Origin of the sequence: Polaribacter sp. (genome assembly GCF_965656025.1) — a bacterium.
Classification (GTDB): domain Bacteria; phylum Bacteroidota; class Bacteroidia; order Flavobacteriales; family Flavobacteriaceae; genus Polaribacter.
Map to the genome: position 1 here is coordinate 1 of NZ_CBFHJT010000005.1, position 14,826 is coordinate 14,826.

A 14,826-nucleotide genomic window follows, 5' to 3' on the forward strand; every position below is an offset into this window, starting at 1 on the left:
GTGTAAAATATTTTTCGTTGTTTTCTGTATCAATAATAAAACCAAAACCTTTAGAAGAATCAAAGAAAGAAACTTTTCCTTTTCTTACAGGATCTTCTTCTGGTAAATCTTCTTTTTTAGTTACAGAGATTTGTATGTCTTCTAACTCATACTCTACCTTTAACTCAGGATCTGGTGGAGTATCTGTTAAGTTTCCATTATGATCTACATACGCAAATTGTATACCTCCATTACCATTTGCTTCCTTGTCGGCTTTTCTAGCCTCCATTTTTTTACGTTTTTCTTCACGTTTTTTTAAACGCTTTTTTTCTTTTTCACTTTTACTAAATGTTTGTTGCGATTTTGCCATTAAATATTAAATAGATTTTTATATAGAATTTGTGTGAAGTTTAGACTAAATCTAAAAAAATTAATACTAAGCATAATAGAAATTTTATACTTACTTCACTTTACAAAGATACTACAAATTTAATTTTTCTCAAAATAAAGCTTTATTAGATATCATATTTTTCGAAAACAATTAAAAAGTTTAAAAAATAAAAACCAAAAAATCAATTTTCTCGTAAATACTAGTATAACCAAAAATATAAAACGATAAAATTATGAAAACAATGAAAACAATTGCACTTTTTTGTGCAGCAACCCTAGCTTTAGCATCTTGTTCCAACAATGAAAATGATGTAGCTGTAGAGCTAGATACAAAAATACTTTTTACCTCTAATAACAGTGATGGTAATGTAAACATGTACAACGTTTTAAATTTAAATAACGTAAGTAAAACAACATTAACAACTGCAATTACTGCTGCAGATGGTGTTTTTTATAATGCAAATGAAGATTTAGTGGTTCAAGCTTCTAGGAGTACATTTGGTTTAGAAGGTTATGCAAACATTACAGCTCTTACAACTTCTACAACTGTAACTGCTAATATAAGTGGAAGTCTAGATATGCAAAGTCCTAGAGAAATTGCTGTGAGCGGAAATATGTATGTTGTTGCAGACAATGCAGATGCTGATGGTAATGATGCTACTAAAGATGGTAAATTATTTGTATACACAAATAATGGAGGTAATTTCACACTAAGAAATACGATTACAACAAATTTTAAACTTTGGGGTATTACATTTATAGGTAACGACTTATATGCTATTGTAGATACAACCAATCAATTAGCAGTATTTACTAATTTTTTAAGCAACACTTCTACAACAACTTTATCTGCTAATAAAACAATTGCTGTTGAAGGTATTGTTAGAACTCATGGGTTAACTTATGATGCAACAGCAGATTTAATGATTTTAACAGATATAGGTGATGCAGGAAATGGACAAGATGATGGTGGGTTTCATTTAATTAACAACTTTACATCTAGTTTTAGTGGAACCGCTAATAATGGAACTTTAGCCTTATCGCAACAAACAAGAGTTTCTGGAGCAAACACTTTACTAGGAAATCCCGTAGATGTTGCGTATGATAATGATTCAAAGACAGTTTTTATTGCTGAAGCAGGAAACGACGGAGGTAGAATTTTAGCATTTGGTAGTATTGGGAATGGTGGTAATCTAACACCTTCTTACAATGCAACACTTTCTAAAGCTTCTGCAGTGTATTTCCATAAAGAATAAAGAATTTAGTTTATATTTATTTAAAAGTCTTTCTTAACGAAAGACTTTTTTTTATGTTTTAAAATAGTTAAATTTTTAATAAAATATAAACAACATGCTATTTATAATAGTGTTACTATTATATTTGCAATCTAATATAAATAATTATGAAAAATTTATTATCTGTTTTAAAAATTTCAGTTCCAGATAAAGTTTACATTAAGGATCCTGAAACATCAGATTTAGGAAAACGTATTGTAGAACATAGTATTTTATTGATAAATGAGGTTGGTTTTGAAAGTTTTACTTTTAAGAAACTAGGTACTAAAATTGGTTCTAACGAAAGTTCTATTTATAGATATTTCGAAAGTAAACATAAGCTATTACTTTACTTATCTTCTTGGTATTGGGCTTGGTTAGAGTATCAATTAGTTTTGGAGACATTTAGTATATCAGACAAACATCAAAAACTAGAAAAAGCGATAGAAGTTTTTACTAGAAAAGTAAAAGAAGACTCCACTTTTTCACATATAAATGAAGTACTTTTATACAAAATAATTGTAAATGAAAGTTCTAAATCATTTTTAACAAAAGAGGTAGACAAAGATAACAAAGAAGGCTATTTTGAAACTTATAAACGCTTAATATTAAGGTTAGAGCAGATGATTTTGGCTATAAAACCAAAATATAAATATGCCTTAAGTTTAGCAAGTACTGTTTTAGAAGGTGGTTTGCATCAACATTTTTTAACTGAGCATTTCTCTTCAATAACAAACTGTACTCAAAAAAATACACCCAAAGAATTTTTTATTGAATTAGTAAAAAATACCATTAACTAAACATGGAAGAAAAAAGACTAAACCCTTGGAATCGTTTTGTAAACTTATTAAGGTTAGAAAAACGAGATATTTTTCAAATTTTTTATTATGCAATTTTTGGTGGTATTGTAGCATTATCACTACCATTAGGTATACAAGCAATTATTAATTTAATACAAGGAGCACAAATTTCTACTTCTTGGATTGTTTTGGTCGTAGTTGTTACGCTTGGAGTTGTTTTTTCTGGTGCATTACAATTAATGCAACTTAGAATTATAGAAACCATACAACAAAGAATTTTTACAAGAGCTTCTTTTGAGTTAAGTTATCGTTTTCCAAAAATTAAAATGAATGAATTACGAAACAATTATCCTCCAGAATTGGCAAATCGTTTTTTTGATACCTTAACGATACAAAAAGGACTTTCTAAAATATTAATAGATGTACCAACAGCGTTATTACAAATTATTTTTGCATTAATTCTGTTGTCATTCTATCATCCATTCTTTATCATATTTGGTATTTTATTACTATTATTAATCTATATTGTTTTTAAATTTACTGCTAAAAAGGGTTTAGAAACCAGTTTAAAAGAGTCTAAAATAAAATATAAAGTAGCACATTGGATTCAAGAAGTAGCAAGAACAGTAGTTAGTTTTAAACTTTCTGGAAATACAAATTTAGCGCTTCAAAAAAATGATGCGTTAGTAGATAAATACTTAAAAGCCAGAGAAAGTCACTTTAGAATTTTAATTTTACAGTTTTCTCAAATGGTTGGTTTTAAAGTAATTGTTACTGCAAGTTTATTATTAATCGGTGGTGCGTTGGTATTAAATCAAGAAATGAATATCGGGCAATTTGTAGCTGCAGAAATTATTATTTTATTGGTTATACAATCTGTAGAAAAACTTATTATTGGTTTAGAGTCTTTTTATGATGTGCTAACTTCTATAGAAAAAATTGGTCAGGTTGTAGACAAAGAGTTAGAATCTCAAGATGGAGAAAGACCTATATTCAAAGAGGGTTTAACAGTAGAACTAGATAATGTTTCTTATGTTGTTAAAGAAAGAAAAAAACCCATTTTAAAAGATATTTCTATTACATTACATCCTAAAAGTAGAATCTTAGTAAAAGGAGAAAGTGGTGCAGGAAAATCTAGTTTATTACGTTTATTATCAGGAATTATAGAGCCTACAAATGGTAATATTTATATCAACAACTTATCTCTAAGTAGCTTACATTTAAATCATTATCGTTCACAACTAGGTTTGTCTCTTTCAGACGAAACTCCTTTTGAAGGAACCATTAAAGACAATCTAGTTTTTGGTAATAAAGAGATTAAAGAAAATATTATTTACGAAGCACTTGATATTGTAGGTTTAAACCAATTTATTAAAGAACAACCCAGTGGTTTAGAAACGATAATTTATCCAGAAGGCAAGCAAATGTCTTTTACCATTGCTAAAAAAATAATACTGGCAAGAGCCATTATTAAACAACCAAAAGTGCTCATTTTAGAAGATCCATTAGATCAATTTAACCTGCAAGAAACTAAAAACATTATTAAATATTTAACTGCACCAGACAAACCTTGGGCATTAATTGTTGTAAGTAGTAAAAAAAGTTGGAGCTCACAATGCCAACAAATAATAACCTTAGATAAAGGAGAAGTTAAATCTATAATATAATAACTATGTTAAATATTTCTAACAATCAATTAAATAAAAAAATAGATTTAACCTTATTTAAATCTGGTAAAGACATCTTTACAAAAGATTATTATAAATCTTTCAATAAGTTTTTATTAGTATTTGCCATTTTAGGTATTATTGTTTTGTTTTTACCTTGGACTCAGAACATTACAGGGCAAGGTATTGTTACCACATTAACTCCAGAACAAAGACCACAAACAATACAATCTCAAATTCCTGGTAGAATTGAAGAATGGTTTGTTAGAGAAGGAGATTATGTAAAAAAAGGAGATACAATACTTAGAATATCTGAAATTAAAAGTGAATATTTTGATGATAAATTAATAGAAAGAACCAACGAACAAATCAATGCTAAAATATCTTCTGTTGATGCTTATCAACAAAAAGTAAATGCCTTAAAAAGACAAATTGCTTCATTAAAAAAAGAGCAAAATTTTAAATTAGAAATGGCAGAAAACAAACTAATACAATCTAAATTAAAAGTACAAAGTGATAGTATAGAGTATGAAGCAGCCAAAACAAACCTTAAAATTGCAGAAAGACAATTTAAACGTGCGCAAACTTTAGAAAGCGAAGGTATTGCTGCAGTTAAAGATGTTGAAGAGAAAAACTTAAAACTACAAAAAGAACAAGCGGCGTTAATAAACAAAGAAAATAAACTCTTAGAAAGTAAAAACAACGTGCTAAATGCAAGAATTGAGTTAACAAGAATTAATGCAGAGTACAGCAATAAAATTTCTAAAGCACAGAGTGATATGTCTACAGCTATGTCAAGTGGTTTTGATGCAAAAGTACAAGTGTCTAAACTAGAAAATAGCAATAGCAACTATACTATTAGAAGAAATCTTTTATACATAACTGCCCCACATAATGGTTTTATAAATAAAGCTATTAAAGGTGGTATTGGCGGTACCTTCAAAGAAGGTGATGATTTGGTTGGTATTATGCCAGAAAAATACGATTTAGCCGTAGAAACTTTTGTAAGACCTATAGATTTACCATTATTACATATTGGAGAAAAAGTGCGTGTACAATTTGATGGTTGGCCAGCAATTGTATTTTCTGGTTGGCCCAATGTTTCTTATGGTACTTATGGTGCAAAAGTAGTAGCTATACAAAACTTTATTAGCGATAATGGTAAATATAGAGTTTTATTAGCTCCTGATGAAACAGACCATACATGGCCAGAAGCCATAAGAGTAGGTTCTGGCGCAAAAACAATTGCTTTGTTAGAAGATGTACCAATTTGGTTTGAACTTTGGAGACAGCTCAACAGCTTTCCTCCTAACTATTATCAACCGGAAGGAAGTAGCAAAGGAAAATCTGGAGCAAAAAAGAAATAAATAAAAAATTATTTTAAGATTTAAAAAACATGAAAAAGTTTATTTTAATACTTTTTTTATTGATTTCTACCAGTAGCTTTTCGCAAGAAAAGGTTACCTCTGTAATGACACTTGCTGAGTATTTAGGCTATGTCAAAAGTTTTCATCCTATTGTAAAACAAGCTAATCTTGTTATTAACGAAAGTGAAGCAAAATTATTGAAAGCAAGAGGTGCTTTTGACCCTAAAATAGAAGTAGATTTTGATAAAAAAGAATTTAAAGACAAAGAATATTATAACAAACTAAATGCTGCATTTAAAATACCTACGTATTATGGTTTAGAGTTTAAAGCAAATTTTGAAAATAATGACGGCCTTTTTTTAAACCCAGAAGCAAATGTGCCTGCAGATGGTTTATATAGTGCTGGTGTTTCTGCTTCTTTATTAAAAGGTTTTTTAATCAATAAAAGAATGGCTTCTCTAAAACAGGCAAAATTATTTTTAAATCAAGCAAAAGAAGACCAACAAATATTGGTAAATAATATATTATATAATGCCTCTTTATCTTATTTTACATGGTTAAAAACCTATAATGAACAAAGAGTTTATAAAGAGTTTTTAAACAATGCCGAAGTTAGATTTAAATTAACAAAAAGAGCTTTTTTTGAAGGTGAAAAACCTGCAATTGATACAACAGAAGCAAAAATTACCTTAGATACAAGAAAACTAAATTTAGAAAAAGCTAGAATTAAATTGATAAAATCTTCATTAGAATTGTCTAACTTTTTATGGTTGAATGATAACACTCCTGTAGAATTACAAGACAACATTATACCAGATATCAATACTTTTAATTCTATTGATGCAACTTTTAATATCGCCTTATTTAATAATGAAGATTTTGATATTAACAATCATCCTAAAATAAGATCTTTAGAATTTAAAATTAAGAGTCTTGATGTAGATAGAAGATTGAAAACAAATAACTTATTACCAAATTTAGATGTACAATATAATTTTTTAACTCAGAATAGAAATCAAATTAATACCCTAAATACACAAGATTATAAAGCAGGCATTAACTTTAAATTACCTTTATTTTTAAGAAAAGAAAGAGGAGATTTAAAATTGGCAAAAATTAAATTAAATGATAAAAAATACGAGAATGAAGTTGCTAAACTTACCATTAAAAATAAAGTAAATGGTATACAACAAGAGTTAGCTTCTTATATTTTACAAAATGATTTAACTACTAATATTGTTAATGATTATATAACCCTTTTAAAGGCAGAAAATAGAAAGTTTTTTTTAGGAGAAAGTTCATTGTTTTTAGTAAATTATAGAGAAGTAAAATTGATTGAAGCCAAATTAAAAGCCATAGATTTAGAAAACAACTTTTTTAAAACCAAAGCAAACTTGTTTAAAACTGCTGTTATTTCTATAAATTAATTATTTTAAAAAAATATAAAAACCTCACAAAATTATTTTGTGAGGTTTTTTGTCGGAAAAATACCAAATATCTAATCTTCCTCTTCTAAAGTAAAAAAATCATTTACGGGAATATTAAAAACTCCAGATAGTTTTAAAGCCAAAACTGTAGAAGGCACATACCTGCTTTTTTCTATAGAATTGATAGTTTGTCTAGAAACTCCAATTTTTTTTGCCAAATCATCTTGTGTTAAGTCTAAGATGGCTCTTTGTACTTTTAATGTGTTTTTCATCTTACTTATTCATACGTTTTAATTGCCAAAAAAATAGCAATTGAACAATTAACATAAAAAATAATACTTGAAAATAGCTAAATCCAGCAAACTCATCATCTTGATTTAACAAAGTGGCTACAACATAATTAATGATAGGTTGTACTAAAGCATGAACAATTGCTAAAATAAAAGCCAACCTGTAAGATTGAGAACGTAAACTATCTATATATTCATCTTCTATTTTTTCTTTTGATAAAGAAATAATTAATAATCCAATTAACAATATTCCAAGTAAAATTGGTCGAGTCCATTCAGAATCTTCAATATATTTTCTAAAAATCATCATAATAAAAGTAGTTATAGAGATAAAAAGTCCTACTTTTTTATATTGATTTCCTAACTGAAATTTATTTAATTTTTGAAGATTATTTCTTTCTCGTTCACAAATAGTTGATTTAGACATAATAATTTATTTTACAATTAGACAAATATATTTTATATAAAGACAAATATACTTTACATTTATGAGATAATAAAATTATTTTGACTAAATTTAAAAAATCAAACTACTAAACTTAAATTTATGACAACTACAAACACAAAACCCAGCGTCTCTTTTTGGGTAATTGCTATTATTGCGCTTATTTGGAATCTCATGGGCGCAAGTGCCTATATATTTCAAGCCTTTATAACAGATGAGCAAATTGCAGCTTTACCAGAAGAACAAAAGGCCTCTTTTCTAATCGAATATCCTGCCTGGTATACAGCTTTGTTTGCACTAGCTGTTTTTGTAGGCGTATTAGCCTGCATCTTCTTACTATTAAAAAAGAAGACAGCTTATCATTTATTTTTAATTTCTGGTATTTGTGCCATTATACAACAAGGCTATTTATTAACAACCATTGCATTACCAAGTGTTATTATGCCAGTTATGATTATTGTAATAAGTCTTTTTTTAATTTGGTATTCGAAAAAATGCGCTCAAGATGGCATTTTAAATTAAAAAATAAAAATAATTTTATTCATATAATGCAGCAATAAACTCTGCTACACAAGCAGGTTTTGCTGCATTTTTAATTTCTATCGTGCAAAAAAAGGTCACTTTTATTCCCTTATTTTCTATATCTTCAATTTCTTGAACATTTGTGTGTATTCTTATTTCACTATTTACAGGAACAGGATTTGGAAAACGAACTTTGTTCAATCCGTAGTTTAATCCCATTTTTAGACTTTTAATAGTAAAAACATCTTCTAACAATTTAGAAATCATTGCAACAGACATAAAACCGTGTGCAATAGTACTTTTAAAAGGAGACTCCTTCTCTGCTCTATTTTGATCTACGTGAATCCATTGTTTGTCTAATGTTGCGTTTGCAAAATCATTTATCATTTGCTGAGAGACTGTATACCAATTTCCAGCAGGTAAATCTTTGCCAACTATTTTTTTAAAATCTGCAATGGTAGAAAAGGTTTTCATTTTACTGGTTTGATTTTGTAAAAATATCGTCTTTAATTTTAGGAAGTTCTAAATGAAATTTTACTGCTATTACTCTAATAATAACTACAACAGAGGCAGCAAGAATAAAATTTAATTGCTCATCTATATTAAAACGGTTTAACGTTAAAAAAACAATTCCACCAGCTAAACAAGCAGATGCATAAATTTCTTTTTGAAAAATTAGTGGTACTTTATTGGTTAAAACATCTCTTAAAACTCCCCCAAAAACAGCAGAAGTCATCCCCATAATTAAAGCAATTATTGGGTGTAAATTATAAGACAAGCCTTTTTGCAACCCTAATAATGTAAAAACGCCCAAACCCACTGTATCAAATAAAAACATGGTTTTACTTAAAGGTAAAATTTTACTTTTAAATAAAATGGTAACTATGACACCAATAAAAATAGTGTATAAGTAATTTAAATCTCCAATCCAATTTATGGGATGAGCATTTATTAATACATCTCTAAGCATGCCTCCGCCAACAGCTGTAACAAATGCAATAATTAAAACCCCAAATAAATCAAACTTTTTTTGAGTGGCAACTAAGGCACCACTAACTGCAAAGGCTAGGGTTCCTAAAATATCTAAAGCGTAAACAACCTCCATTTATACAGAAATTTCTGTAAACTTTATATTTAATTCTTTTTGAATTTCGTGTATTCTAGCCAATTCACTTGGTAAAATAAATGCAATAGAATTCCCTGTTTTACCTGCTCTAGCAGTTCTACCACTTCTATGTGTATAATATTCTAATTGTTCTGGTAATTGATGATGAATAATAAACTCTAAACCTCTAACATCTATACCTCTTGCAGAAACATCAGTAGAAATTAAATACTGCATACTACCATTTTTAAAAGCTCTCATGGCTTTTTCACGATCTCTTTGCTGCATGTCTCCTTCTAATGCCCCAACAGAAAACCCTTCTTCTTTTAGTTGATTGTAAAGGTTTTGAACGCCTAGTTTAGTTCTACAAAAAATAATTCCTCTTTCTGTACCGCGTTTTTCTATGTAAGAAACAATATCATTTGTTTTTTGTTTGATAGTTGTTTTTACATATTGATGTCTAATATTTTCATTTACCAAAGAATTTCTATTAATTTCTACTCTTGGCGCATTAGAATCCATATACGTTTTTATAATTCTTTTGATTTCATCTGGCATTGTTGCAGAAAACAACCAAGTATTTCTTTGCCCAGTAGTAAATTTTAAAATTCTGTTTAAATCTTGTTTAAAACCCATAGAAAGCATTTCATCAGCTTCGTCTAAAACCAAGGTTTTTATTTGGCTAATGTCTATATCTCCACGTTCAATTAAATCTACCAATCTCCCAGGCGTAGCAATTACAACATGTGTAGTTCTTTTTAAGTTTTTAATTTGAATATCAATTTTTTCGCCACCAAATACTGCTTCTAAAAAAATTTTATCGGTACAATACTTTGTATATTTAAATAGCTGCTTTTTTATTTGTTGCACCAATTCTCTTGTTGGCGATAAAATTAACGCTTGTATCTCGTCTTTTTTAGCATCAATATTTTGTAATATAGGCAAACCAAAAGCAGCAGTTTTACCTGTACCAGTTTGAGCTAAACCCACAAAATCTGTTTTAGAATTTAATAAAATTGGAATGGCTTTTCCTTGAATTTCAGAAGGTGTTTTGATTCCTAATTCTTTTAATCCTTGTATATATTCTTTTTTGATACCTAAATCTAAAAATGTGCTCATAACTAATCTTTCTTAATAAGTTGCAAAGATACTTTTATTTAGGTGGTTGCAATACATTTAGGACGTTTTCTCTAATACGAGATGGCTTGTAAGTTTTGGCATCTAACATACCCCAAACTGTTTTTGCTCTAACCAACAACTCCTTGTTTTTATAAAATTCCATAAAGCGCTCAGACTTAAAACCTCTGGTTTCGCCTACCCAAGTTTGTACAGTAATTTTATCACCCAAAATTGCTTGTTTTACGTAATCTATTTCGTGTCTTAAAACAACCCAAATGTATTGTGGTAAAGGATTTTTACGGGTTAAATAAGACCAATGTTCAAAAGCAATTTTGTCCATCCACTTTACATAAACCAAATTATTAACATGATTTAAATTGTCTATATCCTCTGGTTTTACAGTAATTTCTAGTTGAAAAATATCTTTCATTTTACTTTTTTTACAAACTTATCATTTTAAATAATTGTATAGTAATTATTGATGATAGATTTCAGGTAAACTTTATTATTATGTTGATATTTGCGAAATCTTATGAACAAATTAGCAAGCGATTTAGGTACCGAGAAAATTGGTGAATTATTGATAAAACAAGCAGTTCCTGCAACTATAGGAATTCTTGTAATGTCCTTAAATATGATTGTAGATACCATTTTTGTAGGACAATGGATTGGTGTTTTGGCAATTGCAGCCATAACAGTAGTTTTGCCTATTGCTTTTTTAATTTCTTCTATCGGAATGGGAATTGGAATTGGTGGGAGTTCTATAATTTCTAGGGCTTTAGGCGCAAATAATTACGAAAAAGCATTTTTAACATTTGGTAATCAAATTTGTTTAACGGTAATTTTAGCCATTGCATTTGTTTTGCTCGGTAATCTTTTTAGTGTACCAATTTTAAATTTATTTGGCGCAAAAGGTGATATTTTACCCATTGCATCCGACTATTTTAGTGTTGTTATTTACGGCGTTCCTTTTTTAGCCTTTGCAATGATGGGAAACCCAACCATTAGAGCAGAAGGAAAACCCAAATTTGCAATGTATGCAATGATGATTCCTGCTGTGTTAAATGTTTTATTGGATATTTTATTTATCAAAGTGTTTAATTGGGGAATGTGGGGTGCTGGTTTGGCAACTTCTTTATCTTTTGCCAGTTGTGGGTTGTATATTTTGTTCTTCTTTTTATCTTCTAAAAGTGAACTAAAAATAATACCTAAAAACTTTTATTTAGATCATAAAATTGTAAGAGAAATTGTAGAATTAGGTGGTGTTACTGTAGTGAGACAAGGCGCAATTAGTATTTTAATGATTGTACTAAATTACTCTTTGTTTAAATACGGTGGTGAAATTTCTATAGCTGTTTTTGGAATTATTAACAGGGTTATGATGTTTGCACTTTCTCCTGTATTAGGTGTTTCGCAAGGTTTTTTACCTGTTGCTGGTTTTAATATTGGCGCAGAAAAAAATGATAGAGTTAAAGAAACCATTAAAAAATCTATTTATTTTGGAAGTATTATTGGAACCATTATTTTTTTAGGAATTGTATTTTTTAAAGAAGAAATTATTTGGGTTTTTACCAATGATGCTACCCTATTATCTGAAACCCCAAATGCAATGTTGATTGTATTTTTAGTAACTCCTATTGTTACTATGCAATTAATTGGCTCTGCTTATTTTCAGGCAGCAGGTAAAGCTGTACCAGCGTTAGTTTTAACTCTTTTAAAACAGGGAATTTTCTTAATTCCGTTAGCCTATTTTTTACCTATGTATTATGGGGTAAATGGCGTTTGGTGGTCATTCCCAATTGCTGATACTTTGTCTACCTTAATTACAATTTTGGTTTTAAAACGAGAAGTGGATAAAAATTTGAATTAACTTTTAGCCTTTAGCAAAATTAATAACATTAAAATTATTCTTCTTTTTAAAAAAATTTGTGAATTTTTAACTTTGAAACCTGAACTTCAAACTTTAAAACTATAGAATACTTTCTCCATTTAAATTTGTAGTTAAAATATCACTAAACAAATTAAAAAATGGTCTTAATGCTCTATAGCTTTCGTCCACTTTGTCCGTAAAATTCTCAGATAATACTTCTTCATCTGTAAAGTTTTTAACAGCTATAAAACCTTTTTTACGTAGTAAATCTACATCTGGATGCTCTTTATCAAAACCTCTTGGAGCTGTTTTTAATTCAGAAAAACTATCAAATGTACCACCAAAATGTTTTATATAGTTTTTATCTTTTAGAATCTCTATAATTTCTGATGCATCTTGCTCTATTTCTTTTCTAATTCGAAATAAATCTTCTTTGTTAGGTTCCCAAAAACCGCCTGCTAAAAAAGATTCACCAGGTCTTATTCTTAAAAAATAACTACCTCTTAATTCTGCACCCAATCTCGAATATGAATTTGCAAAATGAGGTTTATAAGGTGTTTTATCTTTAGAAAAACGAACATCTCTGTAAATACGCATCATTTTAGACTTTTCTATTGCATCATGTATTTGTAGTTTTTGATAGATTTCAAAAAAAACATTTTTAGCATTTTTTTGTGCTTTTAAATACATGTCTTTATGTTCTGCAAACCAATCTCTATTGTTATTTTTCTGAAGATTTTGTAAAAATTGGAATGTTGATTTTTCTATTTGCATTTTTGTTGATATTTAAAAGTTCAATTTACAAAATTGATTTGTAACTTCGAATTTGTTATGCATCAAAAAACAAAAGACATACAAAAAAGATACGAAGGTTATTTACAAACAGCTACTTTATGGGAAAATGATGCTGTTTTTAACTTGCAACAATTTAAAATTGATTCGAAATCGTCAAAAATCAATATAGATATTGATGATAAATTACGATTAGGAAAATACATAGAGCGTTTTGTTTCTTTTGAGTTGATGCAACAAAATTCAATAAAAATTCTTGTAGAAAATATACAAATTCAGCAAGATAAAAGAACGTTGGGGGAATTGGATTGTATGCTTTTAAAAGATGATACACCAATTCATTTAGAAATAATATATAAGTTTTATTTGTATGATACTACTATTGGTAACTCAGAAATCGAGCATTTTATTGGCCCCAACAAAAAAGATTCCCTTATAGAAAAGTTAAATAAACTGAAAGAAAAACAGTTGCCACTGCTCTACTCTAGAGATTGTAAAACTTATTTATCAACTTTAGAAATAGCACAAGAAAATATAAAACAACAAGTTTATTTTAAGGGCCAATTGTTTGTTCCTTTAGCTACTAAAAACATTCAGCTAACAAAATTAAATACAGATTGTATTGTTGGGTTTTATATGCGTGTTAATGAGCTTTCAAAATTTTTTAATTGTAAGTTTTTTATTCCTATTAAAAAAGATTGGTTGATAATTCCTCATAAAAATGTGAATTGGCAAACTTTTGAGGATTTTAAAAAAAGCTCAAAAGAATATTTAGATCGAAATTTTTCACCTCTTTGTTGGCTAAAAAAAACAAATGGTGAACTCCAAAAGTTCTTTTTGGTTTGGTGGTTGTAATGTAGGAAGTTTGGAGTTGGAAATTAGAAATAGAAAAAAAGAGGAAACTAAAATAAGTCTCCTCTTTTTTTTACTTTTAAAACTAAGTGTTAGTTATTTGGTTTCTCTTCCTTTTTAGAAACTTTATTCCAAATTTTAATTTCATCAGTTGCAGTTAAACCCTCTAAAACCTGAACATTTACGCCATCTGAAGTTCCTAATTTAATAGTTTTCTTTTCATAAGTGCCTTCTCCAGTTTTTACTTCTACATAAGGCTCTTCCGTTTTTTTATCAAATCTTAAAAGTGCTTCTTTAATAGCCAAAACACTATCTTTTTTTACTAAAACAATATCTGCATTGGCACTATACCCAGCTCTAATAAAATATTTGTCGTCTAGTGAAACATCTCCTTTAATTGTAAATTGTACAGCTCCTCCTTCTTCTGTACCTTTTGGTGCAATAAAGTTTAATTTTGCTGGAAATTTTTTACCTTCAATAGCACCTATAGAAACATCTATATCTGTTCCTTTTACCAATTTACCAACTTCAGATTCGTCAACTTTTCCTTCGAATATCATTTTGCTCATATCAGCAATAGAGGCAATAGTAGTACCTGCATTAAAGTTATTAGACTGTATTACTTGGTCTCCTTCTTTTACAGGAATTTCTAAAATTGTACCAGACATTTGTGCTATAATGTTTGTATTAGCAGAAGCACCTGATCCTGCAGAACCTCTTTTTATGATTTGATAATCATTTTGAGCATTTTTTAAATCTTGCTTAGCTTGGTTATAGGTTAATTCTACACCTTCAAACTCTGCTCTTGCAATTACACCTTTATCAAATAAATTTTTGGTTCTTTTGTAAGAAACTTCTGCATTATTTAATCTAATTTTTGCATTGTCTACTCTACCTTTTGCGCTAATTAAAGACTGTTCGTTAGGC

The 14,826-nt window shown here is 28.6% G+C and carries 17 protein-coding genes; 8 read left to right on the plus strand and 9 right to left on the minus strand.

From position 1 onward, the window contains the following. The coding region (locus tag ACTG3S_RS01575) for a cold-shock protein (RefSeq protein ID WP_439127623.1) at positions 1 to 349 on the minus strand (349 nt) is incomplete at its 3' end. Positions 350 to 602: 253 nt separating this feature from the next. Here ACTG3S_RS01575 and ACTG3S_RS01580 point away from each other — a divergent pair. From ACTG3S_RS01580 to ACTG3S_RS01600, 5 genes are all read left to right on the plus strand, one after another. Continuing rightward, positions 603 to 1,625 carry a hypothetical protein gene (locus ACTG3S_RS01580; protein ID WP_439127624.1) on the plus strand — a complete coding sequence of 341 codons (1,023 nt, stop codon included), beginning with the start codon at positions 603 to 605 and terminating at the stop codon, positions 1,623 to 1,625. Positions 1,626 to 1,771: 146 nt separating this feature from the next. Then, on the plus strand, positions 1,772 to 2,443 hold the full coding sequence (locus tag ACTG3S_RS01585; RefSeq protein ID WP_439127625.1) for a TetR/AcrR family transcriptional regulator: 672 nt from the start codon (positions 1,772 to 1,774) through the stop codon (positions 2,441 to 2,443). A 2-nt stretch (positions 2,444 to 2,445) separates the two neighbouring features. Continuing rightward, on the plus strand, positions 2,446 to 4,110 hold the full coding sequence (locus tag ACTG3S_RS01590) for a peptidase domain-containing ABC transporter (protein WP_439127626.1): 1,665 nt from the start codon (positions 2,446 to 2,448) through the stop codon (positions 4,108 to 4,110). A 5-nt stretch (positions 4,111 to 4,115) separates the two neighbouring features. Further along, positions 4,116 to 5,477: an HlyD family secretion protein gene (locus ACTG3S_RS01595; RefSeq protein ID WP_439127627.1), complete on the plus strand. Its 1,362-nt coding sequence runs from the start codon at positions 4,116 to 4,118 to the stop codon at positions 5,475 to 5,477. A 29-nt stretch (positions 5,478 to 5,506) separates the two neighbouring features. Then, the gene (locus ACTG3S_RS01600; RefSeq protein ID WP_439127628.1) at positions 5,507 to 6,904 is read left to right on the plus strand and encodes a TolC family protein; all 1,398 of its coding nucleotides are present in this window, start codon (positions 5,507 to 5,509) and stop codon (positions 6,902 to 6,904) included. A 71-nt stretch (positions 6,905 to 6,975) separates the two neighbouring features. Here ACTG3S_RS01600 and ACTG3S_RS01605 read toward each other — a convergent pair whose 3' ends face one another. Continuing rightward, positions 6,976 to 7,176 carry a helix-turn-helix transcriptional regulator gene (locus ACTG3S_RS01605; RefSeq protein WP_439127629.1) on the minus strand — a complete coding sequence of 67 codons (201 nt, stop codon included), beginning with the start codon at positions 7,174 to 7,176 and terminating at the stop codon, positions 6,976 to 6,978. 1 nt (position 7,177) lies between these two features. Beyond that, positions 7,178 to 7,621, minus strand: coding sequence for a hypothetical protein (locus tag ACTG3S_RS01610; protein WP_439127630.1), 444 nt, complete (start codon positions 7,619 to 7,621; stop codon positions 7,178 to 7,180). 120 nt (positions 7,622 to 7,741) lie between these two features. Here ACTG3S_RS01610 and ACTG3S_RS01615 point away from each other — a divergent pair, with 120 nt between their 5' ends. After that, a complete protein-coding gene (locus ACTG3S_RS01615) occupies positions 7,742 to 8,161 on the plus strand; it encodes a hypothetical protein (RefSeq protein WP_439127631.1) in 420 nt (139 codons plus the stop codon). Between the two features lie 15 nt (positions 8,162 to 8,176). On the opposite strand, the gene ACTG3S_RS01620 is transcribed toward ACTG3S_RS01615, so the two are convergent. The 4 genes from ACTG3S_RS01620 to ACTG3S_RS01635 are packed head-to-tail and all read right to left on the minus strand — an operon-like array spanning position 8,177 to position 10,815. Next, positions 8,177 to 8,635 (minus strand): MaoC family dehydratase, encoded by a 459-nt coding sequence (locus tag ACTG3S_RS01620; RefSeq protein WP_439127632.1) that lies wholly within the window; start codon positions 8,633 to 8,635, stop codon positions 8,177 to 8,179. A gap of 1 nt (position 8,636) precedes the next feature. After that, positions 8,637 to 9,266, minus strand: a complete 630-nt coding sequence (locus tag ACTG3S_RS01625; RefSeq protein ID WP_439127633.1) for a trimeric intracellular cation channel family protein — start codon at positions 9,264 to 9,266, stop codon at positions 8,637 to 8,639. Continuing rightward, positions 9,267 to 10,385 (minus strand): DEAD/DEAH box helicase, encoded by a 1,119-nt coding sequence (locus ACTG3S_RS01630; protein WP_439127634.1) that lies wholly within the window; start codon positions 10,383 to 10,385, stop codon positions 9,267 to 9,269. 34 nt (positions 10,386 to 10,419) lie between these two features. Beyond that, complete coding sequence (locus tag ACTG3S_RS01635) at positions 10,420 to 10,815, minus strand: acyl-CoA thioesterase (protein WP_439127635.1); 396 nt, start codon at positions 10,813 to 10,815, stop codon at positions 10,420 to 10,422. A 102-nt stretch (positions 10,816 to 10,917) separates the two neighbouring features. On the opposite strand from ACTG3S_RS01635, the gene ACTG3S_RS01640 reads away from it, so the two are divergent. Then, positions 10,918 to 12,255: an MATE family efflux transporter gene (locus ACTG3S_RS01640; RefSeq protein WP_439127636.1), complete on the plus strand. Its 1,338-nt coding sequence runs from the start codon at positions 10,918 to 10,920 to the stop codon at positions 12,253 to 12,255. Positions 12,256 to 12,354: 99 nt separating this feature from the next. Here ACTG3S_RS01640 and ACTG3S_RS01645 read toward each other — a convergent pair whose 3' ends face one another. Next, on the minus strand, positions 12,355 to 13,029 hold the full coding sequence (locus ACTG3S_RS01645) for a DUF2461 domain-containing protein (protein WP_439127637.1): 675 nt from the start codon (positions 13,027 to 13,029) through the stop codon (positions 12,355 to 12,357). Positions 13,030 to 13,086: 57 nt separating this feature from the next. On the opposite strand from ACTG3S_RS01645, the gene ACTG3S_RS01650 reads away from it, so the two are divergent. Next, the gene (locus tag ACTG3S_RS01650) at positions 13,087 to 13,902 is read left to right on the plus strand and encodes a DUF1853 family protein (protein WP_439127638.1); all 816 of its coding nucleotides are present in this window, start codon (positions 13,087 to 13,089) and stop codon (positions 13,900 to 13,902) included. Between the two features lie 89 nt (positions 13,903 to 13,991). Here ACTG3S_RS01650 and ACTG3S_RS01655 read toward each other — a convergent pair. Continuing rightward, on the minus strand, positions 13,992 to 14,826 hold an 835-nt coding region (locus tag ACTG3S_RS01655; RefSeq protein ID WP_439127639.1), incomplete at its 5' end, for an efflux RND transporter periplasmic adaptor subunit.

Excerpts from the sequence above, each read along its gene's own strand:
- ACTG3S_RS01580 (WP_439127624.1), top strand. The coding sequence starts at position 603 with ATGAAAACAATGAAAACAATTGCACTTTTTTGTGCAGCAACCCTAGCT.
- ACTG3S_RS01585 (WP_439127625.1), top strand. The coding sequence starts at position 1,772 with ATGAAAAATTTATTATCTGTTTTAAAAATTTCAGTTCCAGATAAAGTT.
- ACTG3S_RS01590 (WP_439127626.1), top strand. The coding sequence starts at position 2,446 with ATGGAAGAAAAAAGACTAAACCCTTGGAATCGTTTTGTAAACTTATTA.
- ACTG3S_RS01595 (WP_439127627.1), top strand. The coding sequence starts at position 4,116 with ATGTTAAATATTTCTAACAATCAATTAAATAAAAAAATAGATTTAACC.
- ACTG3S_RS01600 (WP_439127628.1), top strand. The coding sequence starts at position 5,507 with ATGAAAAAGTTTATTTTAATACTTTTTTTATTGATTTCTACCAGTAGC.
- ACTG3S_RS01605 (WP_439127629.1), bottom strand. The coding sequence starts at position 7,176 with ATGAAAAACACATTAAAAGTACAAAGAGCCATCTTAGACTTAACACAA.
- ACTG3S_RS01610 (WP_439127630.1), bottom strand. The coding sequence starts at position 7,621 with ATGTCTAAATCAACTATTTGTGAACGAGAAAGAAATAATCTTCAAAAA.
- ACTG3S_RS01615 (WP_439127631.1), top strand. The coding sequence starts at position 7,742 with ATGACAACTACAAACACAAAACCCAGCGTCTCTTTTTGGGTAATTGCT.
- ACTG3S_RS01620 (WP_439127632.1), bottom strand. The coding sequence starts at position 8,635 with ATGAAAACCTTTTCTACCATTGCAGATTTTAAAAAAATAGTTGGCAAA.
- ACTG3S_RS01625 (WP_439127633.1), bottom strand. The coding sequence starts at position 9,266 with ATGGAGGTTGTTTACGCTTTAGATATTTTAGGAACCCTAGCCTTTGCA.
- ACTG3S_RS01630 (WP_439127634.1), bottom strand. The coding sequence starts at position 10,385 with ATGAGCACATTTTTAGATTTAGGTATCAAAAAAGAATATATACAAGGA.
- ACTG3S_RS01635 (WP_439127635.1), bottom strand. The coding sequence starts at position 10,815 with ATGAAAGATATTTTTCAACTAGAAATTACTGTAAAACCAGAGGATATA.
- ACTG3S_RS01640 (WP_439127636.1), top strand. The coding sequence starts at position 10,918 with ATGAACAAATTAGCAAGCGATTTAGGTACCGAGAAAATTGGTGAATTA.
- ACTG3S_RS01645 (WP_439127637.1), bottom strand. The coding sequence starts at position 13,029 with ATGCAAATAGAAAAATCAACATTCCAATTTTTACAAAATCTTCAGAAA.
- ACTG3S_RS01650 (WP_439127638.1), top strand. The coding sequence starts at position 13,087 with ATGCATCAAAAAACAAAAGACATACAAAAAAGATACGAAGGTTATTTA.